Raw genomic sequence first — 23,559 nt, 5'->3', positions numbered from 1 at the left:
GCGCGGGCCTCAACGGTTGGCGTCGGAGTGAGTCATGGCGGTATAGAACAGCCACGACACCAACAGAATGATCAGGAAGTACACCAGGGAAAACGCCGCCGCCGGGCCCAGGTCGAATTGACCGATGGCCATCTGCGTCAGGGTCTGGCTCAGGAACGTGGTGGCGTTACCCGGCCCGCCGCCGGTGAGCACGAATGGCTCGGTGTAGATCATGAAGCTGTCCATGAAGCGCAGCATCACCGCGATCAGCAGCACACTCTTCATCTTCGGCAACTGAATATGTCGGAACACCGCCCAGTTGGAAGCCCGGTCGATTCGCGCGGCCTGGTAATACACGTCCGGAATCGCCCGCAATCCGGAATAGCACAGCAGCGCCACCAGGGACGTCCAATGCCAGACGTCCATCACCAAGACCGTAACCCAGGCGTCCATGGTGTTGGCTGCGTAGTTGTAGTTGATGCCCATGGCGTTGAGCGTGGAGCCCATCAGGCCGATGTCGGCGCGGCCGAAAATCTGCCAGATAGTGCCCACCACGTTCCATGGAATCAGCAGCGGAATCGCCAGGATGATCAACACCAGGGATGACCATTTGCCTTTGGTCGGCATGGTCAGGGCGATGGCGATCCCCAACGGAATCTCAATCAGCAGCACGCACGCCGAATAGATGAACTGACGCAGCAGCGAGTCGTGCAGCCGGGGATCGAGCAGCACCTGTTTGTACCACTCGGCACCGACGAAATAGCGGCTGGACTGGTCGAAAATATCCTGCACCGAATAGTTGACCACGGTCATCATCGGGATCACCGCACTGAACGCCACCAGCAGGAACACCGGCAACACCAGCCACCAGGCCTTGTTGTTCTGCACCTTGTTCATGGCTGCACCTCGCTCAACGGTTCCAGCAGGTATTCATCGGCATACACCATCAGCCATTGACCGGGAAAACTGATGTAGGCGGTGCCTTCGGGCACCGGTTTGTCTTCGGCCAGGCGCACCTTGATCGGCGCGCCGTCGAGGTTGAGGGTGAGGATCTTGTAAGTGCCCAGGTCTTCGACGTGAACGACCTTGGCCTGCATCGCATCGTCGTAAGGCCCGTCCCAGACATGGACGAATTCAGGACGAATACCCACCTTCAGGCTTTTGCCTTCGGCCTGGGCAATGGCGCGTTGCAACGTTTCGGACAGCGGAAGGTGGGTGGAGGCGAACCCGACGCCGCCGGGTTGCGCGGTGACCTCGATCAGGTTCATCCCCGGGCTGCCGATGAAATAGCCGACAAAGGTGTGGCTCGGACGCTCGAACAACTCCCGGGGCGTACCGAACTGCACGATCTGGCCGCCATACATCACCGCGATCTTGTCGGCGAAGGTGGACGCTTCCAACTGGTCGTGAGTGACGTAGACCATGGTGATGTTGAACTGCTCGTGGATCTGCTTGAGCTTGCGCCGCAGTTTCCATTTCAGGTGCGGGTCGATCACCGTCAGCGGTTCGTCGAACAGAATTGCCGACACATCGTCGCGCACCAACCCGCGGCCCATGGAGACTTTCTGTTTTTCGTCGGCGGTAAGGTTACGGGCCTTTTTGTCCAGCAGGCTCTGCAGGTCCAGGACCTCGGCGATTTCCTGCACCTTGGTGTGGATTTTCGCCTCGGCCATGCCCTGGTTGCGCAGCGGGAAGGCCAGGTTGTCGAACACCGTCATGGTGTCGTACACCACCGGGAACTGGAACACCTGGGCAATGTTGCGATGCTCCGGGGTCAGCTCGTTGACGACTTTACTGTCGAACATCACCTGGCCTTCGGAAGGGCTCAGCAGTCCGGAAATGATATTGAGCAAGGTGGATTTTCCGCAGCCCGATGGCCCGAGCAGCGCATAGGCACCGCCCTGCTCCCAGATGTGGTTCATCTCGCGGATCGCGTAATCCTCAGGGCCCGCCGGGGTGCTGGTGTAGCTGTGGGCGAGGTTCTGCAAACGAATTTCAGCCATCAGGCAACCCTCGCAATACGCTGGCCCGGGGCTTGGACCAGCTTGCCCTGAGCGTCGAAGACAAACAGTTTGTGAGTCGGAATGTAGATGCGAATCGGCTCATCCACGTCGTACTCATGGACGCCGGACAAGTGCAGCACCACCAGGAAATGCTCGTTGCGCACGTGCAGGAACGTCTCCGAACCGCTGATCTCGGCCACCTCGACGGTCACCGCCAGTTCCAGGTCGTCGTCGTTGCTCGGCACCAGGGAAATATGGCTGGGCCGCACACCGAAGCGGAACTCACCCTCGCCCACCGGCCGCAGATCGACGTTCAACGGAAAGTGCACGAAATTGGCAAAGCTCACTTCATTGCCGGCGATACGACCCGGCATGAGATTGATCGGTGGCTCGGAGAACAGCTCGGCGGCCAGTACGGTTTGTGGCTGGTGATACACCGAGGCCGACTTGCCGCTCTGGATCACCCGGCCCTCATGCAGAATCGTCGTGGTGCCGCCCAAAGCCAGGGCTTCGTTGGGTTCGGTGGTGGCGTACACGGCGATGGTGTGACGGGCCTGGAACAGTTCGCGCATTTCCTGGCGAAGCTCCTCGCGCAGCTTGTAGTCCAGGTTCACCAGGGGCTCGTCGAACAGGATCAGTTCGGCATCCTTGACCAGCGCCCTGGCCATGGCGGTGCGCTGCTGTTGACCACCGGACAACTCCAACGGGTGACGCTGCAGGAACTTCTCAATGCGCAGCATCTTCGCGGTTTCCAGCACCTTGCTCTGGATCACCTCGTTGGACACACCGGCCTGGCGCAGCGGCGAGGCGATGTTTTCGAACACGGTCATGGTCGGGTAGTTGATGAACTGCTGATAAACCATCGACACATTCCGCAGGCGCACCGGGCGCTGGGTGACGTCGACGCCGTTCATCAGGATGCGACCGCTGTCGGGCTTGTCCAGGCCGGCCATCAGGCGCATGAGGCTGGTCTTGCCGGACAGCGTGCGGCCCAGCAGAACGTTAAAGGATCCGGGTTCGAAACTCAGGTTGGCATCGTCGATCCAGGTCTGGCCTTCGACGGTGCGACAAATGTGCTCAAGCGTTAATGACATGGCTCGGCCTTTTTATTATTTGGAGTCAAGCGACCCGAGTCTAAAAGCGAAAGCCGTGCCAAAAATACCAAGCCATTGATAATGCTTAATTTTTCTAAAAAGCCTCAGGGAATTAGGTTCGTTGATGAACGAAAGTGAACAACCTGGACTGAACAACTGAACAGTTCAGCGGTTGACAATGAACATTTTTGAACAACACTGAATGAACGTTTTTCGGCAAGCCTGACTTCGATCCTGTGGGAGCGGGCTTGCTCGCGAAGGCGGCGTGTCAGTCGATATTTTTACCGGCTGACACGCCGCCTTCGCGAGCAAGCCCGCTCCCACAAGGGTCTGTGTATCAAGTGGCATTCAGGCATGCCCCAGCACAAGGAGGATGTGCGAGACTTATCACAACAATAAAAACAACATCTGCGAGAGTGCCCCATGGCCGCACCTGCTCCAGCCTTGTCCCACGAAGCCATCATCCAGGCCTCCTGGTCCCGCTGCCGCGCCTTTGGTCTGAATCACCAGAGTGTGCCTGCCTTCGATCAATTGCCCGCCGAAGGCATTGCCCAACTGCTGGAAAGCCAGCATTCGCTGGTGCAGACCACCCACCAGGAAGTCCTGCCGTATTACGAAAACATCCTGAGCAACTCCAATTGCCTGATCATGCTGGCCGACAACCAGGGCCAGGTGCTGACCTCCTGGGGCACCCAGCGCTTTATCGAACCGAAACTGGCCCATGGCTTCAGTGCCGGGGCGAGCTGGATGGAGCGCTGCAGCGGCACCAACGCCATCGGCACTGCGCTGGCCTGTGAACAGGCGGTGCACATCGAACACGATGAACACTTCCTCAAGGCCAACCGCTTCATGACCGGCTCCGCCGCGCCGATCTTCGACGCCGAGCGCAAGGTCATCGCCGTGCTGGACGTTTCCAGCGACAGCTACCTGCCGCCCTCCCACACCCTGGGCATGGTCAAGATGATGAGCCAGACCGTGGAAAACCGGCTGATCCTCAACCTGTTTCGCGGTGAACATTTCCAGCTGACCTTCAACACCGGCTTGAACAACCTCGACAGCCAATGGGCCGGGCTGCTGATTTTCGATGAAACCGGCCAGGTGCTTTCCGCCAACCGGCGCGCCGATAATCTGCTGGGCCTGCGCCTGTCGCGGGTGAGCATCGAAAGCCTGTTCAAGGTTTCGCTCCTGGAGTTGCTGAACCAGCCCGACGGCCTGCCGTTCGCCCTGCAAGCGTCGGGGAGCAATCGCTTCCAGTGCTTGCTCAGACGCCCGCAGCAGGTCACGGTCAAGGCCCGGGTCTTCAACGATCCAACGCCCTCATCCGCCCCGGCGGCGAACGGGTTCAGTCTCAATACCCTGCACTTCGGTGACAGCCGCGTGGAAAAAGCCGTGCGCCAGGCCGAACGTCTGTTGGAGAAAGACATTCCCCTGCTGATCCACGGCGAAACCGGCGTCGGCAAGGAAGTGTTCGTCAAAGCCCTGCACCAGGCCAGCTCACGCAGCAAGCAGCCGTTCATTGCGGTCAACTGCGCGGCGATCCCCGCCGAGCTGGTGGAATCGGAACTGTTCGGTTACGAAAAAGGCGCCTTCACCGGCGCCAATCAAAAAGGCAGTATCGGCCTGATCCGCAAGGCCGACCGCGGCACCCTGTTCCTTGATGAGATCGGTGACATGCCCCTCCCGACTCAGGCCCGGTTGCTGCGGGTATTGCAGGAACGTTGCGTGCAGCCGGTGGGCAGCGCCGAGCTGTTCCCGGTGGACATTCGCATCATCTCCGCCACCAACCGCTCTCTACGCGAACAGGTGCAATTGGGTCGGTTCCGCGAAGACCTCTACTACCGCATCGGCGGCCTGACCCTGGAACTGCCGCCCCTGCGTGAACGCAGTGACAAACAGGCCCTGTTCAAACGCCTTTGGGAACACCACCGCGAACCCACGCAATGGGCCGGCCTGAGCCGCGAAGTGCTGGATCTGTTCGAACGCCATCCGTGGCCAGGCAACCTGCGCCAGGTCAGCAGCGTGCTGCAAGTGGCCCTGGCGATGGCCGAGGAGCAGCCGATCCGCCCGGAACATCTGCCGGACGACTTCTTCATTGATCTTGATATGGAACCGGTGGAAACACCGGAGCCGCTGACGGTCGACCTGAACGATGTCGAGGACCTGAACCGCCAGTTGCAGGCGGTGGGCGGGAACATTTCGCACCTGGCGCGACGGCTGGGGGTCAGCCGCAACACCCTGTACAAACGCTTGCGACAACTGGAAAACTGATGCAACCCCTGCCCCATAACCGATTGCGTGAACATCCGCGAAACCTGTGGGAGCGAGCTTGCTCGCGATAGCGTCAGTTCAGCCAACGATGAAGTGACTGACACGACGCCATCGCGAGCAAGCTCGCTCCCACAGGAGATTCAGTTGGAACACCGGGTCAGTCGAACGCACCGTTGAGCACTTCGTAGATGATGCCGCTGGCAATCGCCACCAGAATCAGGTCCGTGCCCACCTGCTGCCATTCATATCCGTCATAGTGCGGCAAGCGCCCCAGCAAGCGACCGTCCAGCTTCTTGGCGATGCCGGGTGGCAGTGGTTTGCCTCGGGCAAGGTTTTTCTGGATACCCGGTGGCAGTGGCGGACCGGGGCTCCAATAATCACGATGGCCGCTGATCAGGCCAAGAACGCCGCCGCGGTCGATGCTGGGGCCGTTGTGCCAATCGCCGCCACCACCCGGGTTGCCCTTGCCACCCTGGTTGCCTTTGTTGCCGGAATTCCCCTGCCCACCCTTGTTGCCCTGCCCTCCTTTTCCTCCTTGCCCCTGGCCCTGGCCTTGATCGAATTGTGCGTTGCCCTTGCCGTTACCTGGGTCCGCCACGACAACCTCGGAACCCGCCACCAGAGCAAGGCAGGTGAAAGCTGCAATCAACGAGCGAGATGTGAACATGGTAATGCTCTCAAGAAAGGGAATATTCCCCTGTCAATGTAGACCCTCAGCACGGCCCCAGGTTCGTACCGCCATAACCGCCGTTACCAGGCTCCCGCAACCGAGGCAACATTCAGTTTTTATCAGTACTCGGGCTTACGGGGTTTCAAGAATATTCTTACTTAGGTTGAAGACTGATATTTAGGCAATCTCCCACACTCTCTGCAGACTTCTAACATTGTCACGATACGGTGACAAAAACCTTACGCCAGCTCGGCCCGGCAAGCTTGACAGTCAAACTTCTGAATGGAACTATCAGGCCGACTTCACGCTGCAGCTTCATCATGGATGGCAATAAAAACAACAAGGAGATCACGCTTATGCCGCCTCTCAGTGCCTCACTGCCTATCGCCTCTGAACACTCTTCTCGATCCTGCATTGGCGTGTAGTGCTTCTTGCCGATAAGTATCGCCGTCCAGGTGAATCTTCGATTCAATTGAATCAACAGGCAGTTAATGCAAGGGATCGCTGATGCCTCTTTTTCATCACTTCTTTGAAGACAATGCCCGCCGTACACCAGGCAAGTCAGCGCTGGTGATCGACGGCGTTCACACTCGGTATGATGCCCTGCACAAGCGTGCCACCTTGATCGCCGCCTTATTGATCAAGTGCGGCGTCAAGCGCGGCGATCGTGTGGCGCTGTATTCGCGGATCAGCGCAGATCTGATTGCGGCTTTTCTGGGCGTATTGAAAGTGGGTGCAATCACTGCCGCAACGCACCCCACCTACAACCGCAGCAAACTGCTCTATCAGCTCAAGCACACTGAGGCCCGGGTATTACTCACTGATCGCTATGAGGATTCAGGGGGGTTGGCCTCGGAGGCGAACCTGGAGACAATCCTTGTCTTCGACGCAACGCAAGACCTCCCGGCAGAAGCGCCCAGCCTTGCCAAAGCCCTGGATACACTGACTCCGGAAGACCTGGCCCACCCCGTTCCCGATATCGACGAGCGCCTGCCGACCTCGATTTTCTACACCTCCGGATCCACCTTCAACCCCAAGGGCGTGGTGGTCAACCACCCCATCATGATCGCGGCCGCGACCAGCGTCATCGATTACCTGGGCAATACCGCCAGCGATGTCATTCTCAGTTATTCGACCCTGGCTTCCGACTACGGCGTCTACAACATCATGATGCCGTTGTTCTTTGGCGGCACGGCCGTGATCGAAAGCCAACCCGCGAACTGTGCCGACGACGTGCTCGAAGTGATCAGGCGAGAACAGGTGACCGGCCTGCATGTTTTCCCCCCAGTGTTTTTCCTGCTGGCAAGCATGGACGAACATTGGCAACGGCAATTACCTTCACTTCGTTATATATCCAGCAGTGGCCAACCACTTTACCCACGGCATATCCAACAAATAAGACAAGCCCTTCCCAACGTCGATATTTTTTCCAACTACGGATTGACCGAATGTAAGCGAGTCAGTTATCTGCCGCCCGCTGATATTGCACTGCGCCCCGGCTCGGTAGGCAAACCGCTTAAAGGCGTGCATGCCGTGATCGTTAACGAACATGACGAGCCGGTGACAGAGCCGGAAGAGGTCGGCGAACTTCTGGTGAGCAGCGACTATTTAATGCTGGAATATTGGAAGATGCCTGAAGAGACAGCAAAGGCGTTCAAATCCAACAGTTTCGGTCGGGAGCGGTATTACCGTACCGGCGACTTCTTCCGAAGGGATGCACAAGGGTATCTCTATTACGTCTGCCGCAAAGATGACCTGTTTGCCCGCCATCTCTGGAAAGTGAACCCTCGGGAAATCGAACAATGCCTGGCTTCCCATCCTTCGGTCGCACAAGTCGTGGTGGTTCCCGTTGCCGATGAGTCCGCCGGGTTCGTCCCCAAGGCCTGCGTCGTGTTGGAAGCCGATTGCCAAGACACAACGGAGCAGGCGCTGCTGGAGCACTGCCAGGCATTCCTGGACTGGCACATGGTGCCGACCCAGTGCGTACTCATGGATACCTTGCCAAAAACCGACTCGGGAAAAATTACCGGCAAAGGACTGATCTGATATCAGGGAGCGATAGAAATGCACACCACACAACCGGCCACCTCTTTCAGCCCGGATGACGACCTGAAAAGCAGCTCAATGCTGCAACTGGCCGATCACTTCCATCGTTTGGCCACCGGCTCAACCCAGGTTCCTGCGCAACCATTGACCAGCCATCTCAGGCACGCCATTACCGATGCCGACGTGGTGGCCTACCACGACCGCCTGGTGGCGGACGCTGGCCCCCTGTTCCTGCACTTCCTGGCGAGCGTTCCATACATCCTCGAAGAGATGGCCAGAATCGGCGTCGCCCTCACGCGACTCTCACAGGCCCGGAAGGTCGCTGAGTCCCAAACCTTCAATTTTTTCGAGATCGACGCGTTTGACGGCAGCAACGCACGCGCACTCTCCGCGCATTCGCAGGGTCTGATCCACACCTTCACCACCTCGCCCAACAAAGCCAATCAACCCCATTTCGACCGGCATGCCAACCCGGCATGCTCCCTGTTCTATCCCCAGTCGTTCCTGACCCTGCAACCCCAATTGTTCGCTGCTGGGCCTTACGGACGATTCCAGGAAGGGTTCGATTACGTCTATGAAACCGCGGCCTTCCAGTTTTATACCCGCGACCGAAAAGCCCAGATCAATCACATCAAGCCCTTGCTGAAGCCCGGCGCCCTGGTGTTTTTTCTTGAAAAGCTCAACCACGAGGATCTCGGCCAGTACCTGGAGCGTGAGCGGGTAAAGGACAACGGTTTCAAGACACGCTATTTCTCTCAAGAAGAGATCGACTGGAAACGCCAGCAGATGCTGAAGCAAATGCAAAACGGCCAGGTGCTGATGCACGAGCTGGTGGAGGCGCTGTCCAGTCATTTCAAATACGTGTACCTGCTGTGGAACAGCACGAATTTCTATGAGTTCGTTGCCACGGATGACGGGGCCCAACTTGAGCAATTCCTGGATTTGCTGGGCCCGGTCCACCAACCGGACGGGTTTTGCTTCGAGGCTTCGGCCATCGGCTACGTGAATCGCGCTCCGATGCCACGCAAAGAGGACCGCTCCGATGCGTGAGAACGATATGCACAGCCTCGACGAAGCGATCCGGCCAACGCCCGTGGAACGGGTTCGACAACGCCTTTCGGACTGGCATCAGCGCGCGCCAGATGCCGAGAAGCATCGAAAATTGAGCCAGGCGACTTTCGACGAGCTGTTCGGCGATGGGTTGCTTGAACTGGTCTCCCCGCGCCGTGCCTCCTTGGATACGCCCGGCTGGCCCGCACTGATGGAAGCCTCTCGACTGGCCGCCCGCGCCTGCGCCTCGACAGCCTGGATGATCAGCCTCGTGGGGGGGCATGCCGCCATTGCCGGCCGCTTGAGCCGGGCTTGCCAGCGCAGGTTGTTTGAGGATGATCGGCCGCAGCTGTTTGCCTCCGCATCGGTCGGCCCCCACAGCCGGTTGTCGCCGGACGCGGACGGGATACGGGTCAACGGCACCTGGCGCTTCAGTTCGGGTATCGAGCAAGCCACCTGGCTATTGCTCAACGCACCGGTGACCGATCACGACGGCATTCCCGGTACACAAAGGATGCTCCTGGTGGTATCAACCCGCGATGTGGACATACTGGACACGTGGGACACCTGCGGCATGGCGGCCACGGGCTCGCACGATGTGTTGCTACGCGATGTCCTGGTGCCCGCCGAACAGGTGTTCCACCTGGAAGACATCTTCGGGCACCGGACCAGCGAATTATCCGGCGACTACCTGTACAGCGTGCCGATCGTACCTTTTATCACCACATCCCTTCTCGGGCCTGTGCTGGGCTGCGCCGAAGGGGCGTATGCCGGGTACATTGAATCGCTGAAACAGCAGAAAAGCCCGGCCGGCGCCCCGGCGAGGGAACGGCTGGCCCACAGCGCCGCGCAATTGTCGGCGGCGACAGCCTTGTACACAACACTGGTGTCCATGCTGCACGACTCCGGTCAGGCACGACGGCCGTTGTCCACGGAAGAACTGTTGCGGCTCAAGCGTGATCGCAGTTACGTGGCACGGCTTTGCCTTCAAGCTATCCAGCGCCTGGTCGAACAGGCGGGTGCCTCGTCCATGACCCGCGACAACGCACTTCATCGTCATTGGCGCGACCTGCAGACCATGGTGGCGCACCGCGACGTCCATTGGGATAGCGCCATGCTGGGCTTCGCCGACTTTGTCGTCGATGAGCCAGCCTGCCCCCAAACGCTGATCACGCCTTAAAACCACCCAGGAGACAGGTATGTTTGTTCGCAATAAATCCGACATCGAAAAAACTGCCCACTTCGTCGAGTGGGGAGCCGGCACCAGCCATCGGTTGCTGACCGAAAAAGACGGCATGGGCTACACCGTGTGCCATACCGTCGTGCGCGCCGGAACAGAGTCATTGCTGCACTATCGCAACCATCTCGAAGCCTGCTACTGCATCGCCGGTGAGGGTGAAGTCGAGGACATGGAGGGCAACGTGTATCCGATCCGCCCCGGCGATATTTACGTACTCGATCAACACGACCGCCACTATCTACGCGGCGGAAAAGACCAGGACCTGATTCTGGTCAGCGTCTTCAACCCGCCGCTCAAGGGTGACGAACGACACAACCTGAATGACGCCTCCGGCTCGGCCTATTGAGCCCCAGTCCCGTCCGTCCGCACTTTGATACGAGAGCCCCATGCGCAAGGATTACCTGGCCTTTTTCATTTCAATGTTCCTCTCACGGCTGGCCGACCAGATACTGCTGTTCATCGTCCCGCTGATCGTTTTCCAGACCACCAACAGCGTCTCCTGGGCGGGCTTGGCTTTTTTTGTCGAGTCCCTGCCGCGTTTTCTGTCGTTCCCGATTTGCGGCGCACTGTGCGACAAGTTCCCGCCCATCAGAATCCTGCACATCAGCCAGGTGTATCGCGCCGTGACATGCGTTGCAGCCGTGGTGCTCTTCATGATGTTTGGCGGCATCTATTGGATCGTCGTCCTCTCGGCGGTCTGCGGCGTATTGACCACTCAGGGCATCATGGCTCGCGAAGTGGTGATGCCTTATATCTTCAAGCATTACACCTACACCAAGACCTTGTCGTACTCACAGATCGCCGATCAGACCGGGCTGGTGCTGGGTCCACTGATCGCTGCGCTGATGCTGGAGGTATGGGCGTGGCATTGGGTCGTGCTGGCGATTGCCGGGCTATTCCTGCTGGCGGACCTGGCGATGCTGTACTGGCAGCGCACCAGTGCGGTCACCCTGGAAACCTTCGAGCAACATCACGACGTCTGGCTGAACCCGCTGCGCATCGCCTTCGGTCACATTCGCAACCTGGCCGAACTGAAAAAAATCATTGGCCTGGCCGTGGGCGTCAACCTGATCATCGGCGTCACCCTCGCCACCTCCGCGGCCATGGTGATCGGCGAGTACAGCGCCGGCAAGGACTACTACGCCTGGTTGCAGGCCGCCGGTGCCGTGACCACCATCATCATTCTGTTCTTCCTGGCGCGGGTCACGCTGCCCTTGAAATTGCTGGGTGCCCTGTCATACACCTTGATCGCCGCCGGTGCGTTCATCACCGCGTTCAGCCCCCATGCTTGGGGCTATGTGGTCGGTTTCCTGCTGGTCGTCGGCTTCGACAAGATGTTCAACGTGTACATGCGCAGCATCCGCCAACAAGTCATTCCACCCCAGGATTTCGGCAAGACCGTTGGCGTCATTACGCTGCTCAACAACTTGTCCCAACCGCTGGCAGGCTTGTTGGTCGCAGTGCTGGCCGCGCCTATCGGCACGCAACAGGTGATCCTGCTGCTGGCGCTCACCACCAGCCTGATCGGCATCGCTGTGGTGGTGGTCTTCAACAAAACGGCAGGCATGCCGGACGGCTACAGCGCCGACACAGACCTTTGAGAGCCGCCTGCGTCTTTAAATATTCATCTGTGCGCGGTTAGAGTTTCCCGGTGCGCACCACTCGTCGTTAATGGGAGGTGACACGCCGTTCTCCGCCGCGTCTGGCTCAGGGTTTGCAGCGACTTGTCATGGCAGCCCCAGGACGACGTAACCCTGACGCGGCGGCCGTCTATTCACTGCTTGGTCAGTCACCGGAGATGTACCGTGTCAACTCTCAACGAAATCGCAGCGAACCACGCGAGAATGACAAAGGCCAAGGAAGAAGAGTCGATACGGCTGAGTGCGCTTGAAGGTCAAGTCGTAGGGAATATCGAAATTGCACCTCTGGAGGCAAAACCACAGATGCCGCTGCACTTCATGGCTGGTGTGCAGGACCATTCATTTGGGGAGGTTGCTGCCCTGAATTATTGACCTGGGTGTCAATTGATCCCGTCGCCCGCTTGTCAGCGGGCGACACGACTTCAGAACTGCCTGGCTAAAGCAGCTGCCAGTATCCCGGCCGCAATCGCCGGCAGCGGTTTTTTCAGTGTCAGCATGACGATGGCCGTGGCCAGCAGGGCCAGCCGCGCGCCGTTATCACCTTTAACCGCCAGAGGCGCCAGCACCGCCACCAACACCGAGCCGGACATCGCCGTGATGAATTGCTGCACCCGATAGTTGATCGGCACGAACGACATCACGAAAACCCCGCCCCAACGCGTCGCCAACGTCACGACGGCCATGATCACTATGACGATCAACGTGCCGTAACCCGCCGTTTCGATATTCATGGTTGTTTCTCCATCCACAGGGCGCCCAGAAGCCCCCCCGCCAAAGCGCCTACCACGACATGACTGTTGGCCGGCAAGTACCAGTAGGCCAATAGTGATGAGCACGCCGCCACGGTCCAGATAATGAACATGCGCAGGTTCTTCTTCCCGCCCACGACCATCGCCAGCAAGAAACACCCCATCACCATGTCGAGCCCGAAACTGACCGGGTCTTTAATGGCACTGCCAAAGTGCAGCCCCAGCCAACTGCCCAGGATCCAGGCGACCCAGAGCGCGATGCCACCGCCAAATAAGAGCCCCAGGCCAGGTTTTCCCCGGCTGAACGCCTGCATCGCCATGGCCCAGTTAGCATCCGATACCACCAGCATTACACCGTAGCGCTTGGCAACCGGCAGCTCCCGCAGCCAAGGGTAAAGCGTGGCGCCCATCAACAGATGTCGGGCGTTGATGGCGAAGACAGTGATCATCAGCGGAACGACCGGGACCTGTTGGCCCCATAAATCCAGCGCTGCAAATTGAGAAGCACCGGCAAAAACCAGCGTGCTCATGAGCACGGCAGAAACATCACTCAGCCCTGACTGCGCTGCGGCCAGGCCAAAGGCGACGCCGAATACAACGACGAACAGAGAAATGGGGAGCAGCTGTTTGAAGCCGTCGTAGATGTGATTGAGCTTTAACTCAAGTAGATGCGTTTCAACGTTCGACAAAACAGCGCCTCTTCTAAATATCCACTGCGTAAAAGCCGCCAGTATGCGGCCTGACTCATCATCCCGAAAAGCGCATAGTTCACGGACAAGCCTGGCTTCGCAGGGATCCATGACGGTTGATCGCTGTATGGCTGTTGGTCAAGACGCTGAGACGTTCGCAGAGATGCTGAGCAGCCAAGGGCGATGGCGCGCAAACCAGCTGCGCGCTCCTTGCTACCGACTCAACTCTCCAGCCGTGGAATCAGTCTGCATTCGGGAGACTCTTTCCTCCCGGTGCCGTCACGGGGTTGGGGTGAGGAATATAATTGGCCGAGACAAGTGGTGCGTTTTTCAGGCAAACCCAACCTTTCTCCCCAGCGTCTCCAGCGATGAGATATTGCGTATTGATCGCCACCACAAGCCACCCTCCACGCTTGGCCCATTTTGCCGAGTTAGCAGGAACGGAGGTGAATTCGGGTAGTTTCACCTGGGGTATACCTGGCTGAGACCCACCTACCTGACTGATCATCTGTTGCAACGTGGGCGCTCCACAATGGGCATTGGGCGGCTCTCCACCTGCGCTCATGTTATTCACTGCCGCCAAGCACCCCGTATTGCTCCCGCCTCGAACCAAAATGACATCTATGTGCCTGCCGGTTCTGATGGCCCCAGCAATAACTTCGGTATTCGTGACGATTCCGTTCAGAGCGCTGACAATCCCGCTTTCGTCTTGCGGCGCGAGCGTGCTGCTGGTGGAAGCCATGGCTGTTTCCTCATCCGTGAAGGCACCCGATGGACACCGGGCTGGAACGATGAGTATAGGTAGATATTGGGTTTTCCCAACACGAAGCCACGACAAAGCTCTGAGGCAAGCGACGCTGCTGAACTGAATTCAATCGATGGCTTTGTCAGCGTTCTCCTCATAAAAAACCCGGCCTGATGACCGGGTTTCATTGACGCAAGATACTATCGAGAGTCGGGATGCTCACTGGCCACCGAATCGGCAGCATCCACATCTGACATATCCTCTTCAATAAGGGCGTCATCGTCGGGCGGCAGCGCAATCTCGGTTCCGTCCTTCTTGGGATCGTGACCTGCTTCGTTATCCGTGCCGCGCGTTACGTCCTGCTGGGATTTGTTCCCAGGCGCATTCTCGTCGATTTCCATGCTGGCTCTCCGTTCTGACGTGAGGGATTTGCACGCTTAAACATGAGAGAGGCCGGGGCACTGCAAGTGCCGAGCAATGGATGAACGGCAGGTACAGAAAACCGGAGTTTGGATCAGTGGATTCAAGGAGCGTTGGCGCTGGACACGGAGTTCTGAGCGGACTGTGCCTCGCGCCGACGTTACTCACTGGACAGGAATCGGTCGATGATTATTGTTTCGACCTGGCGCCGATGTTCATCTTTATCGAAACAGTCCACTTGGATATTTGCTAATCGGACACCGGCCTGTGAGGCGATTTCGCTCCACGCGATTCGGCTTTCGAACCGGGGACACGGCGCCTGTCGTAGCGGCGAGCTCATTGGCGATGGTCGTTTTTCCGGTGCTGGGAAGGCCGCTGAAGGCGATGAGCATTGCATGTCCTTTGATTAATCTCATAATCGCCGCCTCCCCCCGCTTTCCCCTTCAATGAAGAACCCTGCGACTCTCCCCAATCCGGATCCTATCGAGCGCCCTGTTTAAAGCATCCAAGGCATCGAGCAGGGCTTTCGCCTCAGCTTCCCGACCGTCGCCCCAGAGACGTTCAGCCATTTTGTTCAGTGCCTGGATAGAACGTTCAATGTCAGCGGCCGTCGCTTCTTTGTTTTCCTGGTGTTTCTTTGGCATTGATTCACTCTTCCTCGGGGCATGCTTCATCAGCTTCAAGAAAAAACTGGGATCACCACCCGCCCCGGTCAACCAACACTAGTTAGCCAGGATCGATTACTTAGCTTTTGTCACTTATGATTTTCTGAGAAATAGCCTCAACCTGCTCTTGGGTCATAGCCGACATGACGCCTTCCCAAGCAGACGACGAGGTGTCTCGGTTGAGAGAGGAGTCAAATATTCCGCCGAGCCAGATGAGCCCACACGCTGGACGCGCAGAATCTAGCACCATTGCTTCGCTGCTACGAGCCAAGGGCGAGGTCAGCAAAGACTGAAGACAGACCACGAGCTTGAGTTCACTTATAATCCCCCAGCCTCAAATTGTGGTCTGTCGCCGTTATCCCCGGGCATCCCCTCGGAGAGCCCTGCCGTCAAGCCTAAGCGAAACCGTTGGTGGTGTTTCCGTCGTCCTTCATATTCTGTACATATACTTTAATTTGTTCCCAATCCTCGCTAAGTTCGAAATCGAATACATCCAAATCTGATAGTTTTCGGACCGTATCAAAATCGACATGCGCCAACAACAAACCGGCGCCAGTATTAGCAAAAGTTGCAGAATCAGCGACTTGCGAGGCGACTAAAAAACCGACAGAGATAACTTCAACCCATAAAAATGGAGACTTGTAAGCCGGCTGTTTTCCGAGGGTCCTGTGTGCAACCAACGAATCCAGATAATCATTCATTGTGGGAATGGCATGTTTAAATTTTTTCTTTTTTAGCTTCACGAAATAGATGTGGTAATTCGCCATCGTCGCCCTTCTCCATTCTGGCTGTAAGCACCCTCGTGTGCCCGGCGTTTTTCTCGGCACAAGAATTACGTCAAGCATCACCCATGCCGCATCCGTAGTCCCGCGGAACGGATTTCATACCCTACTGCATCTGATTACAGAACGTAGAGTAAAACCCGAGACAGGCCACGATTTTAAGGTGGTCTGTTATCAGCTCGTCACACAATCGCAGTCTATCGTCGTTTTCCCCTAGAGCTAGAGCACTGCAGCTTCCAGCTTAGGCCAGTTAAATTTGTAGTTGAGAGGAGGCAGCTCGAAATGCTGGGCCAGATAGAGGGCTAACATTTCCCCTTCCTTTGCATAAGCGGATGTCTTATCGAAAGTCGGACACCAGCTAACCCAGAGTGTGTCCAAAGGGAAGACGGTTTCGAAAGAGGCGTAGTTGAAACGCCAGCCCGCCATATGTCCTGAGGCTCCGGGATTCCTTGCGCAGCGCACAAACGCAGCAAGACGCCGCCGTAAATTGTCCGATTCGCCAATAGTCAAGATACCGTGCTCGTCGGAACCAACAGCTCGGCGAATCTCGTGGTTTGCACAGATTATGTAGGCACCCGGCGACGCCGGTGCGCTGAGGAAATGCTCAGTCAGCCTAAGCCACTCGGGTTCCCAGCCTTGCCAATTATCGACTTTCATCGCTCGCCTCCATTGCTAAGTGGCAGAACGATATCATGACTTGCCGGGCTTGATGGCACACCAACAGTCTGGCCAGGCATCTACCGTAGACAAAAGCCCAGTGGCTAAAGAAACCGGGACAGATCACGATTATTAGCCCCTTGGAATGGGCCCGCTTCATAATCGTGGACTGTCGCCGATTCTCGTTCATGGTGAAGAAGGTAGCGGAGCAAAGACGCCCGCGTCACACGCACGACGGACTGATCGATGTGCCCTGGTTGACTGGACTTGGGCCTGGCATGGAGATTCCGGGCAGTTGTCACTCCAGAATAAAAAGACCAGAATAAAGACCTATTCAGGAGTCATATCCATGCAAAATATTCTGGCCGATGTGGCCGTCAGCGTATCTGAACTCAAGAAGAACCCATCTTCCGTCTTGAGCGGCGCCAACGGCTTGCCCGTGGCTGTACTGAACCACAACCGCGTCATGGGCTACATGGTCCCGGCGAATGTCTATGAGGCCATGGTCGAGCGCCTGGACGAACTGGAGCTCTTGCACCTGGTCAAGGCCCGGCTCGATGCCAACGAAGCGCCTGTTCGAGTATCTCTCGACGATCTGATTGGCGAGGCCGAGGCAGATATCGCCAATGGCCGTTGAGTACGGAGTCGAGTGGGATCCGAAAGCGTTGAAAGAACTGCGAAAGCTGGACGGTGCAATCCGTCTCCAGTTTCTCAAAAAGCTTCAGGAGCGGCAGACCGGCCCGCGCGTGCCAGGCGATGCACTCCGCGGGATGAAAGATTGCTACAAGATCAAACTGCGCGGCGTTGGCTATCGACTTGTGTACCGCGTTGAGGATGAACGAATTGTTATCCTGGTGCTAGCCGTCGGTAAGCGCGAGCGAAGCTCGGTGTACGAGCAGGCTGGGAAGCGATAGACGCATAACGAAAAAGCCCGCGTATCGGCTGGCTATCCGTACTTCCACTCTATAAGTCGATCAGCCCGCCTCTTTTACCCCGCCCGATTGCTTCCAGACACCACGTGCGGAAACCGGGACAGACCACGATTTAAGCTTACTTGCAATCGGCCCGTCTCATAATCGTAGTCTGTCCCCGTTTCATTATTCCGCCGCCTGTGCCCGCAATCGTCTTCCAATCACATCCATGACATCACAACCATCGCGTAACAATGTGGTCAGCAATTTACAAAAGTCAGTCAACACCACCGTGTCTGAGGTGATGTCCGAGCGAAACGCGATATTTTCCAAGACTGGGGTCACAGTGCGGATGTGGTAATCGGCGGTTTCGGAGGTTTGTGTAGGAGTTTGCGTCGATGCCACTGACGCGCCGACGTTACTCACTGGACAGGAATCGGTCGATGATCATCGAGACCGCTTGCACCGCAGAGGTCGAGGCTGTGTCTATGCAAAATGGAGCTTCATCCCACGGCTCATACTCATGATCCAGTACCGACTGCCAGGTGGGTGGAGTCAGACCGGGAATATCAACCGTCCTTGCGTCCACCCGGCGTCGATGTTCATCTTTATCGGAGCAAATCACTTGGATGTTTGCCAATCGACGACCCGCCTGTGAGGCGATTTCGCTCCACGCGATTCGGCTTTCGATGACGGGATTGACACCATCAACGATGACCGTGCGACCCAAACGAAGATTACTCAGCGCAAGCTCATTGGCGACCATGTAACCACTGCGTCCCACATCTTGCGCAAGCGCGCCCGAGTTTCGAATCGCCTGCTCAATCGTATCGATCCGCAGGTACACGGCGCCTGTTGTAGCGGCGAGATTATAGGCGATGGTCGTTTTTCCGGTGCCGGGAAGGCCGCTGAAGACGATGAGCATTGCATGTCCTTTGATTAGTGAGCTAGTCCAGTGTAGGCAGCCGTTTTCCCAAGGGGCATCAGGATTGCGGGCCACCTCCCCTCCCACAAAAAACCGAGACCGAAGAAACCGGGAGCAGGTCACCTGCAGATCAAGTGGCTGCATTATCACCCCTACTCATACCGCACAGCCTCATGGCGTATCATTGCCTCAGAACTCTCCGCCACAGGACCCCCATGGCCACTCCCAATTCCGGGCTGCGCAGCCAACAAGCCGAAGAAACTCGCGCACGCATCCTCAAGGCCGCCACCAAAGTGTTCAGCCAGGACGGCTACTCGGGCGGGCGCATCGAGAAAATCTCGCGGCTGGCGAAATCCAACGACCGCATGATTTATTACTACTTCAAGAGCAAGGAGCAGTTGTTCATCCGCGTGCTGGAGGGCATCTACGCCGCCTTCAACGAAGCCGAGAGCCGCCAGCGCTTCGACCTCGAACAGCCGGTCGCGGCGGTGCAGCAACTGCTTGGGTTCGTGTGGGACTACTATGGGCGCCATCCCGAATTCATCAGTATCCTCAACAGCGAAAACCTGCACAAAGGCAAGCACTCGCGCAAATCGCCCCACCTTTTGGTGCTGTCAGGCGCGGCGCTCAATACCCTGGCGCCGATCATCCAGGCGGGGCAAGCGAAGGGGGTATTTCGGACCGATGTGGACGTGCTCCATACTTACCTGCTGATTTCCTCGCTGTGCTACTTCTACAACTCCAACCTGCATACCCTGGGTGCCTTCCTGGGTGTCGATCTGGACAGCAAAAGCGCCCGCGATCGCTGGCTGGACTACGCCCGCGACCAAGTACTGCGCGGGCTGGCCGTTGGCTGACATCGCTCAGTGGCTGCCAGGGTTGGCACGCAGCCACGCGACCTGCTTGGCCAGGGGCGGCCACGGCGCCTTGTCGGCGGCGAAGTTGTTGCGCAGGTAGGCCACCAAGTCACTGACTTGGGTGTTTGAGAGGCTGTCCTTGAAGGCCGGCATATAGCCCAGCTCGCTGACTGCGGGGTTGCCGATGCCGTGCAGAATGACCTTGATCAGGTTGTCGGGGCGATCGCTGTGCACGTTGGTATTGGCGGCCATGGACGGGCTCACGCCGAACAGCTCGGGGCCGCCGTCCAAGGCGCTGTGGCAACCGGCGCAAGCGCCTTCGAACACCCGTCGGCCATTGGCCAGGTTGGCCGTACTCGGTGCGCTGGCAACTGCCCGTTGCGCCTGCGCGGCGGGCTCACCTTCGAGGGTGCCGAGGTAATGGGCGATCGCACGCAGGTCATCGTCCGGCAAAGTCGACAACTCGCTGACCACCGGCCCCATGGGCCCCGCCGCCACGCCGTGCTCGGCGCTGAAACCGGTGCGCATGTAGGTGAACAACTGGTCTTCGGTCCAGGGCGTAGGCGCCTTGGACAGGCCGGTCAGTGCCGGCGCCTCCCAGCCATCAACCATCGCCCCGGAAAGAAACTTCGCCCCGCCCTGCTCGGCGCCCATCAAGTTGCGCGGCGAGTGGCAGGCAGCGCAGTGGCCGAGGCCATTGACCAGATAGTTCCCGCGGTTCCACTGGGCGCTGCGGGTCGGGTCGTCCTTGTATTCACCCTGCTTGAGGAACAGCGTGTTCCAACCCGCCATCAGCGCCCGTACATTGAACGGGAAGCGCATCTGGTTGGTCGGTGGCGTGCTCGGTACTGCCGGTTGCGACATCAGGTAGGCGTACAGCGCCTGCATGTCGGCTTCCTTGATGTTGCGAAAGGCCGTGTAGGGAAAGGCCGGGTACAGATGCCGGCCATCGCGGCTGATGCCCTTGCGCATGGCGCGGTCAAAGGCAGCGAAGGACCAGTTGCCGATGCCCGTCTGCGCATCAGGTGTGATGTTGCTGCTGTACAAGGTGCCGAACGGCGTGTCCATGGCCAGGCCGCCGGCGTTGGTCACGCCATCGCGGGCGGTGTGGCACACGGCACAATCCCCGGCGGCGGCCAGTTGCCGGCCGCGCTCAAGGGTGGCGGTGCTCCAGGTACCGGCCGGCGGCGGCGTGACCGCGGCGATTTCCGCGCGCCATGGCATGGCGCTGATGCCCAGGCCCAGGGCCGTACCGAACAGCCCGGCCAGGCCGCCGAACAACCATTTGCGTTTCTTGCTTTTCAGCGGCGCGGCATACGGCAGCCCGAGCGGGTCTTGAGGCTCGGCGGCCTTGAGCGCAGCCAGCACCCGCTCGGCGGTAATCGGCAGTTCACGAAAGCGGATGCCGGTGGCGTCGAACACCGCGTTGGCGATGGCCGCCGCGCTCGGCACCGAGGCCGATTCCCCGGCGCCCAGCGGCGGTTCGTTCTGGCGCGGCATCATCAGGACATCGACTTCGGGCACCTGCGGGAAAGTCAGGATCGGATAGCCGCCCCACTCCTTGCTGGCCACCCGCGACTCTTCGAAGGTCACCTGTTCCTTGAGCACACGGCTGGTGGACTGCATCACGTTGCCGTGAATCTGGTGCTGCACCCCGGCCGGGTTGACCATCATGCCGGCGTCATGGCCGACCACCACGCGGGTCACGGCGACTTCGCCGGTGTGCTTGTCGATGGCCACGTCGGCGACCCAGGCGGCCCAGGCGGCGCCGAAACCGGGGAATTTGCTGTGGATGTAGCGCGCATAGGCGAAGCCACGGCCACGCAGCACGCCATCTTCGCTGGGCGTTTGCCTGGGTTGGGTGTGCGGTGTCCACTGCGCGCGTTCGGCGGTGGCACGCACCAGTTCGGCGGCGCGTTCGTCGGGCAGGTAGCGCAGGCGGTATTCCACCGGGTCGATGCCGGCTTCGTAAGCCAGTTCGTCGATATAGGATTCATGTGCGAATACATTGGGCAGCGCTGATACGCCGCGCAACCAGGAGGCGCGCACGATGGGCGCCATGTCTTCGATGCTTACCCGTAGCTCGGGGTAGCTGTAATGGGGCACAGCGGTGCGGTCGCCCATCTCGTAGGCCACCGGCACTGGCTCGACGCGGCCGGTAAGCAGTAGCGCCAGGGTGGGCGCGCCGTTGGACGGGTAGCGGGTGCGGAAGTCATACACGGCCAGGTCGCCGGCAGCATCGATGCCACCGTCGACATCCATCAGTTGCGCAGTGCCTTTCGGTTCCCAGGCGTGCTCCTGCTCGCGAGTCAGCTGCACGCGCACGGGCTTGCCGACCGCTCGGGACAGCAGCACAGCATCGGCGCACACATCGTCGGCGCAGTTGCGCCCATAGCAACCGGCGGCTTCCATGCGGATGATCTCGATGCCGGCCTCATCGCACTCCAGCAGCCAGGCGAGGTCGGCGCGCAGGGCATGGGGGTTCTGGGTGCCGGACCAGATGCGGGTGGCCTGCGGTTGATAGTCGGCCACTGCGCAGGCCGGGCCGATGGAGGCGTGCAGTTGGTAGGGCCACAAGTAGCGGCGGGTCAGCCGCGTCGCGACACTGGCCAGTGCCGCGTCGACGCCGCCGGTGTCGTGCACTACCCGTTCAATGGACGGATTGTCGCGCAGCGCCTGTTCGATGTTGTCGAGGTTTGGTAAATGCTGCTGCCAAGGCCGCCATTGCACCTTGAGCTCGCGGGCTGCCTTGATCGCTTGTTCTTCGCGCTCGGCGACCACGCCGATGAAGTCGCCGATCACCACCACGCGAACGATGCCGGGGAGATGGGCGATGGAGCTTTCATCCACGGCGATCAAGCTGGTGCCGACGAACACACCGGTATCGTAGCCGTCATAAGGTGGACGTACGACCCGCCCGTGGAGCATGTCGGGCACGCGCATGTCTTGCACGAACGTCAGCTCGCCGGTGGCCTTGGCCGGAATATCGACGCGCGCTGAACTTTGCCCCACCAGTTTGTAATCGTCCAGTGGCTTTAGGGGCGCTGTGCCGCTGATGCTCAGCTCGATGTGCTGGCCCTGGATCAATTCGGCGAAACTCAGCGCCTGACCATCGCGGCCATGCACCACACCGGCCTCGATGCGCAGGTCATCGCTACCACAACGCTTGGCGGCAGCGGCGAGCAACCAGCGACGGGCTTCGGCGGCGGCATTGCGCAGCGGTATCGCAGAGATCTGCAGGGTCGCGCTGGCAATGGTTGCGCCCTGGTTCGGCGCGCGGGCGGTATCGCCCAGTACCACACGCAGTTGGTCCATGCGCAGGTCGAGTTCTTCGGCGACGATTTGCCCTAGCGAGGTCTGGATGCCGGTGCCCAGGTCGACGTGGCCGTTGAAGGCATAGTATTCGCCGTTATCGCACAGGGCGATGAACAGCCCCAATTCCTTGGGCCTGACGACTGGAGTCTTGCCCTTGGGCACCAGGCCGGGCGGAGGCTGGATCCAGTCGACCACCAGCAGCACGCCCTCGCGCGCCAGCAGTTCGGCCTGGGTGGGAACGGGTCGGTCAGTCATTGCGGTGGCTCTCACGGTATAGCTGGGCGGCGCGACGCACCGCAGCAAGGATTTCCAAGTGCGTACCGCAACGGCACAGGTTCGCCGACAGTGCGCGGCGGATCTGTTCTTCGCTAGGGTCGGGGTTGCGGTCGAGCAAGGCCTTGGTGGTCATGATCATGCCGTTCAGGCAATACCCGCACTGGGCCGCCTGGGCATCGATGAAGGCTTGCTGCACCGGGTGCGGGTGGTGACGGTCACCGAGGCCTTCGAGGGTGGTAACGTTACGATTCGCCACTCCGCTCAAGGGCAGCACGCAGGAACGCGCAGCCTTTGCGTCGACGATCACCGTGCACGCCCCGCATTCGCCCAGGCCGCAGCCGAACTTGGGGCCATTGAGGTGCAGGTCGTTGCGCAGCACCAATAGCAAGGGCGTGTCGGCCATGGCACTGCAGGTCACCGGCTGGCCGTTGACGGTGCAGTTGACGCTGGCCGTGGCGTTTGGCGAAAGAGGTTTGCTCATGCCGCTCTCTATTTTCGTGTAGTACTTACTACATCAAAAGGCAAGAACGGTGCCAATTCCTGGCTGGCGCGTGGAGCCGCGCGCCAGGTGTGGCAAA

General features: G+C 59.0%; 24 protein-coding genes and 1 pseudogene. 10 read left to right on the top strand and 15 right to left on the bottom strand.

All coding sequences use genetic code 11. The features are described from left to right. Nucleotides 1–9 precede the first annotated feature (9 nt). From AAIS01_RS02585 to AAIS01_RS02575, 3 genes are read right to left on the bottom strand one after another with little or no spacing between them, the layout of a single operon-like run. On the bottom strand, nucleotides 10–876 hold the full coding sequence (locus AAIS01_RS02585) for a carbohydrate ABC transporter permease (RefSeq protein WP_214914488.1): 867 nt from the start codon (nucleotides 874–876) through the stop codon (nucleotides 10–12). Then, entirely contained in the window at nucleotides 873–1,982 is a 1,110-nt protein-coding gene (locus AAIS01_RS02580) for an ABC transporter ATP-binding protein (protein ID WP_343467669.1), read from the bottom strand. Before AAIS01_RS02580 ends, AAIS01_RS02585 begins: the two co-directional genes overlap by 4 nt. Continuing rightward, nucleotides 1,982–3,076 (bottom strand): ABC transporter ATP-binding protein, encoded by a 1,095-nt coding sequence (locus AAIS01_RS02575; protein WP_214914482.1) that lies wholly within the window; start codon nucleotides 3,074–3,076, stop codon nucleotides 1,982–1,984. The genes AAIS01_RS02580 and AAIS01_RS02575 overlap by 1 nt, the downstream gene beginning before the upstream one ends. 423 nt (nucleotides 3,077–3,499) lie before the next feature. Here AAIS01_RS02575 and AAIS01_RS02570 point away from each other — a divergent pair, with 423 nt between their 5' ends. Continuing rightward, on the top strand, nucleotides 3,500–5,344 hold the full coding sequence (locus AAIS01_RS02570) for a sigma-54-dependent Fis family transcriptional regulator (protein ID WP_343467668.1): 1,845 nt from the start codon (nucleotides 3,500–3,502) through the stop codon (nucleotides 5,342–5,344). 157 nt (nucleotides 5,345–5,501) lie between these two features. Here the strand turns inward: AAIS01_RS02570 and AAIS01_RS02565 are convergent, their stop codons facing one another. After that, nucleotides 5,502–6,011, bottom strand: a complete 510-nt coding sequence (locus AAIS01_RS02565; RefSeq protein ID WP_343467667.1) for an anti-virulence regulator CigR family protein — start codon at nucleotides 6,009–6,011, stop codon at nucleotides 5,502–5,504. A gap of 510 nt (nucleotides 6,012–6,521) precedes the next feature. On the opposite strand from AAIS01_RS02565, the gene AAIS01_RS02560 reads away from it, so the two are divergent. From AAIS01_RS02560 to AAIS01_RS02535, 6 genes are all read left to right on the top strand, one after another. Beyond that, nucleotides 6,522–8,060: a class I adenylate-forming enzyme family protein gene (locus AAIS01_RS02560; RefSeq protein ID WP_343467666.1), complete on the top strand. Its 1,539-nt coding sequence runs from the start codon at nucleotides 6,522–6,524 to the stop codon at nucleotides 8,058–8,060. 18 nt (nucleotides 8,061–8,078) lie between these two features. After that, the gene (locus tag AAIS01_RS02555; RefSeq protein WP_343467665.1) at nucleotides 8,079–9,110 is read left to right on the top strand and encodes a class I SAM-dependent methyltransferase; all 1,032 of its coding nucleotides are present in this window, start codon (nucleotides 8,079–8,081) and stop codon (nucleotides 9,108–9,110) included. Continuing rightward, complete coding sequence (locus tag AAIS01_RS02550; RefSeq protein ID WP_343467663.1) at nucleotides 9,103–10,290, top strand: acyl-CoA dehydrogenase family protein; 1,188 nt, start codon at nucleotides 9,103–9,105, stop codon at nucleotides 10,288–10,290. Before AAIS01_RS02555 ends, AAIS01_RS02550 begins: the two co-directional genes overlap by 8 nt. A 19-nt stretch (nucleotides 10,291–10,309) precedes the next feature. Further along, nucleotides 10,310–10,696, top strand: a complete 387-nt coding sequence (locus AAIS01_RS02545) for an ectoine synthase (protein WP_092327232.1) — start codon at nucleotides 10,310–10,312, stop codon at nucleotides 10,694–10,696. 40 nt (nucleotides 10,697–10,736) lie between these two features. After that, nucleotides 10,737–11,951, top strand: a complete 1,215-nt coding sequence (locus AAIS01_RS02540) for an MFS transporter (RefSeq protein ID WP_343467662.1) — start codon at nucleotides 10,737–10,739, stop codon at nucleotides 11,949–11,951. A gap of 204 nt (nucleotides 11,952–12,155) precedes the next feature. After that, a complete protein-coding gene (locus AAIS01_RS02535) occupies nucleotides 12,156–12,362 on the top strand; it encodes a hypothetical protein (RefSeq protein ID WP_343467661.1) in 207 nt (68 codons plus the stop codon). Nucleotides 12,363–12,412: 50 nt separating this feature from the next. Here AAIS01_RS02535 and AAIS01_RS02530 read toward each other — a convergent pair whose 3' ends face one another. The 7 genes from AAIS01_RS02530 to AAIS01_RS02495 all read right to left on the bottom strand — a co-directional run bounded on the left by AAIS01_RS02530 (nucleotide 12,413) and on the right by AAIS01_RS02495 (nucleotide 16,697). After that, the gene (locus AAIS01_RS02530) at nucleotides 12,413–12,721 is read right to left on the bottom strand and encodes an AzlD family protein (protein WP_214914468.1); all 309 of its coding nucleotides are present in this window, start codon (nucleotides 12,719–12,721) and stop codon (nucleotides 12,413–12,415) included. Continuing rightward, nucleotides 12,718–13,428 (bottom strand): AzlC family ABC transporter permease, encoded by a 711-nt coding sequence (locus AAIS01_RS02525; RefSeq protein ID WP_343467659.1) that lies wholly within the window; start codon nucleotides 13,426–13,428, stop codon nucleotides 12,718–12,720. The genes AAIS01_RS02530 and AAIS01_RS02525 overlap by 4 nt, the downstream gene beginning before the upstream one ends. Before the next feature lie 241 nt (nucleotides 13,429–13,669). Beyond that, entirely contained in the window at nucleotides 13,670–14,170 is a 501-nt protein-coding gene (locus AAIS01_RS02520) for a hypothetical protein (protein ID WP_343467658.1), read from the bottom strand. A gap of 203 nt (nucleotides 14,171–14,373) precedes the next feature. Further along, on the bottom strand, nucleotides 14,374–14,574 hold the full coding sequence (locus tag AAIS01_RS02515; protein ID WP_343467657.1) for a hypothetical protein: 201 nt from the start codon (nucleotides 14,572–14,574) through the stop codon (nucleotides 14,374–14,376). A 462-nt stretch (nucleotides 14,575–15,036) separates the two neighbouring features. Further along, entirely contained in the window at nucleotides 15,037–15,237 is a 201-nt protein-coding gene (locus AAIS01_RS02505; protein ID WP_343467656.1) for a hypothetical protein, read from the bottom strand. Nucleotides 15,238–15,653: 416 nt separating this feature from the next. Then, nucleotides 15,654–16,103 carry a hypothetical protein gene (locus AAIS01_RS02500; RefSeq protein ID WP_343467655.1) on the bottom strand — a complete coding sequence of 150 codons (450 nt, stop codon included), beginning with the start codon at nucleotides 16,101–16,103 and terminating at the stop codon, nucleotides 15,654–15,656. Nucleotides 16,104–16,259: 156 nt separating this feature from the next. Next, nucleotides 16,260–16,697 (bottom strand): hypothetical protein, encoded by a 438-nt coding sequence (locus AAIS01_RS02495; RefSeq protein ID WP_343467654.1) that lies wholly within the window; start codon nucleotides 16,695–16,697, stop codon nucleotides 16,260–16,262. A gap of 349 nt (nucleotides 16,698–17,046) precedes the next feature. Between AAIS01_RS02495 and AAIS01_RS02490 the strand changes: the two genes are divergently transcribed. Then, nucleotides 17,047–17,334, top strand: a complete 288-nt coding sequence (locus AAIS01_RS02490) for a type II toxin-antitoxin system Phd/YefM family antitoxin (protein ID WP_343467653.1) — start codon at nucleotides 17,047–17,049, stop codon at nucleotides 17,332–17,334. After that, on the top strand, nucleotides 17,324–17,611 hold the full coding sequence (locus tag AAIS01_RS02485; RefSeq protein ID WP_343467652.1) for a type II toxin-antitoxin system RelE family toxin: 288 nt from the start codon (nucleotides 17,324–17,326) through the stop codon (nucleotides 17,609–17,611). The genes AAIS01_RS02490 and AAIS01_RS02485 overlap by 11 nt, the downstream gene beginning before the upstream one ends. Before the next feature lie 183 nt (nucleotides 17,612–17,794). On the opposite strand, the pseudogene AAIS01_RS02480 reads toward AAIS01_RS02485, so the two are convergent. Together AAIS01_RS02480 and AAIS01_RS02475 are read right to left on the bottom strand one after the other, a co-directional pair. Continuing rightward, nucleotides 17,795–17,980, bottom strand: a pseudogene (locus tag AAIS01_RS02480) (hypothetical protein); the annotation flags it as partial. A gap of 46 nt (nucleotides 17,981–18,026) precedes the next feature. Beyond that, on the bottom strand, nucleotides 18,027–18,533 hold the full coding sequence (locus tag AAIS01_RS02475) for a P-loop nucleotide/nucleoside kinase family protein (protein WP_343467651.1): 507 nt from the start codon (nucleotides 18,531–18,533) through the stop codon (nucleotides 18,027–18,029). Nucleotides 18,534–18,748: 215 nt separating this feature from the next. Between AAIS01_RS02475 and AAIS01_RS02470 the strand changes: the two genes are divergently transcribed. Next, on the top strand, nucleotides 18,749–19,390 hold the full coding sequence (locus tag AAIS01_RS02470) for a TetR/AcrR family transcriptional regulator (RefSeq protein WP_343467649.1): 642 nt from the start codon (nucleotides 18,749–18,751) through the stop codon (nucleotides 19,388–19,390). Between the two features lie 6 nt (nucleotides 19,391–19,396). Here the strand turns inward: AAIS01_RS02470 and AAIS01_RS02465 are convergent, their stop codons facing one another. Then, nucleotides 19,397–22,960, bottom strand: a complete 3,564-nt coding sequence (locus AAIS01_RS02465) for a molybdopterin cofactor-binding domain-containing protein (RefSeq protein ID WP_343467647.1) — start codon at nucleotides 22,958–22,960, stop codon at nucleotides 19,397–19,399. After that, nucleotides 22,953–23,462 (bottom strand): (2Fe-2S)-binding protein, encoded by a 510-nt coding sequence (locus AAIS01_RS02460; protein WP_343467646.1) that lies wholly within the window; start codon nucleotides 23,460–23,462, stop codon nucleotides 22,953–22,955. Before AAIS01_RS02460 ends, AAIS01_RS02465 begins: the two co-directional genes overlap by 8 nt. Nucleotides 23,463–23,559 lie beyond the last annotated feature (97 nt).

This window comes from Pseudomonas halotolerans, from assembly GCF_039581215.1.
GTDB classification, from domain to species: domain Bacteria; phylum Pseudomonadota; class Gammaproteobacteria; order Pseudomonadales; family Pseudomonadaceae; genus Aquipseudomonas; species Aquipseudomonas tehranensis.
The sequence above is the reverse complement of the archived record's forward strand: the minus strand, read 5'-3'. Positions and strand labels throughout refer to the sequence as shown.

What these genes read in the sequence shown, in the direction of transcription:
- AAIS01_RS02585 (WP_214914488.1), bottom strand. Translation starts at nt 876, where the DNA reads ATGAACAAGGTGCAGAACAACAAGGCCTGGTGGCTGGTGTTGCCGGTG.
- AAIS01_RS02580 (WP_343467669.1), bottom strand. Translation starts at nt 1,982, where the DNA reads ATGGCTGAAATTCGTTTGCAGAACCTCGCCCACAGCTACACCAGCACC.
- AAIS01_RS02575 (WP_214914482.1), bottom strand. Translation starts at nt 3,076, where the DNA reads ATGTCATTAACGCTTGAGCACATTTGTCGCACCGTCGAAGGCCAGACC.
- AAIS01_RS02570 (WP_343467668.1), top strand. Translation starts at nt 3,500, where the DNA reads ATGGCCGCACCTGCTCCAGCCTTGTCCCACGAAGCCATCATCCAGGCC.
- AAIS01_RS02565 (WP_343467667.1), bottom strand. Translation starts at nt 6,011, where the DNA reads ATGTTCACATCTCGCTCGTTGATTGCAGCTTTCACCTGCCTTGCTCTG.
- AAIS01_RS02560 (WP_343467666.1), top strand. Translation starts at nt 6,522, where the DNA reads ATGCCTCTTTTTCATCACTTCTTTGAAGACAATGCCCGCCGTACACCA.
- AAIS01_RS02555 (WP_343467665.1), top strand. Translation starts at nt 8,079, where the DNA reads ATGCACACCACACAACCGGCCACCTCTTTCAGCCCGGATGACGACCTG.
- AAIS01_RS02550 (WP_343467663.1), top strand. Translation starts at nt 9,103, where the DNA reads ATGCGTGAGAACGATATGCACAGCCTCGACGAAGCGATCCGGCCAACG.
- AAIS01_RS02545 (WP_092327232.1), top strand. Translation starts at nt 10,310, where the DNA reads ATGTTTGTTCGCAATAAATCCGACATCGAAAAAACTGCCCACTTCGTC.
- AAIS01_RS02540 (WP_343467662.1), top strand. Translation starts at nt 10,737, where the DNA reads ATGCGCAAGGATTACCTGGCCTTTTTCATTTCAATGTTCCTCTCACGG.
- AAIS01_RS02530 (WP_214914468.1), bottom strand. Translation starts at nt 12,721, where the DNA reads ATGAATATCGAAACGGCGGGTTACGGCACGTTGATCGTCATAGTGATC.
- AAIS01_RS02520 (WP_343467658.1), bottom strand. Translation starts at nt 14,170, where the DNA reads ATGGCTTCCACCAGCAGCACGCTCGCGCCGCAAGACGAAAGCGGGATT.
- AAIS01_RS02515 (WP_343467657.1), bottom strand. Translation starts at nt 14,574, where the DNA reads ATGGAAATCGACGAGAATGCGCCTGGGAACAAATCCCAGCAGGACGTA.
- AAIS01_RS02505 (WP_343467656.1), bottom strand. Translation starts at nt 15,237, where the DNA reads ATGCCAAAGAAACACCAGGAAAACAAAGAAGCGACGGCCGCTGACATT.
- AAIS01_RS02500 (WP_343467655.1), bottom strand. Translation starts at nt 16,103, where the DNA reads ATGCTTGACGTAATTCTTGTGCCGAGAAAAACGCCGGGCACACGAGGG.
- AAIS01_RS02495 (WP_343467654.1), bottom strand. Translation starts at nt 16,697, where the DNA reads ATGAAAGTCGATAATTGGCAAGGCTGGGAACCCGAGTGGCTTAGGCTG.
- AAIS01_RS02490 (WP_343467653.1), top strand. Translation starts at nt 17,047, where the DNA reads ATGCAAAATATTCTGGCCGATGTGGCCGTCAGCGTATCTGAACTCAAG.
- AAIS01_RS02485 (WP_343467652.1), top strand. Translation starts at nt 17,324, where the DNA reads ATGGCCGTTGAGTACGGAGTCGAGTGGGATCCGAAAGCGTTGAAAGAA.
- AAIS01_RS02475 (WP_343467651.1), bottom strand. Translation starts at nt 18,533, where the DNA reads ATGCTCATCGTCTTCAGCGGCCTTCCCGGCACCGGAAAAACGACCATC.
- AAIS01_RS02470 (WP_343467649.1), top strand. Translation starts at nt 18,749, where the DNA reads ATGGCCACTCCCAATTCCGGGCTGCGCAGCCAACAAGCCGAAGAAACT.
- AAIS01_RS02465 (WP_343467647.1), bottom strand. Translation starts at nt 22,960, where the DNA reads ATGACTGACCGACCCGTTCCCACCCAGGCCGAACTGCTGGCGCGCGAG.
- AAIS01_RS02460 (WP_343467646.1), bottom strand. Translation starts at nt 23,462, where the DNA reads ATGAGCAAACCTCTTTCGCCAAACGCCACGGCCAGCGTCAACTGCACC.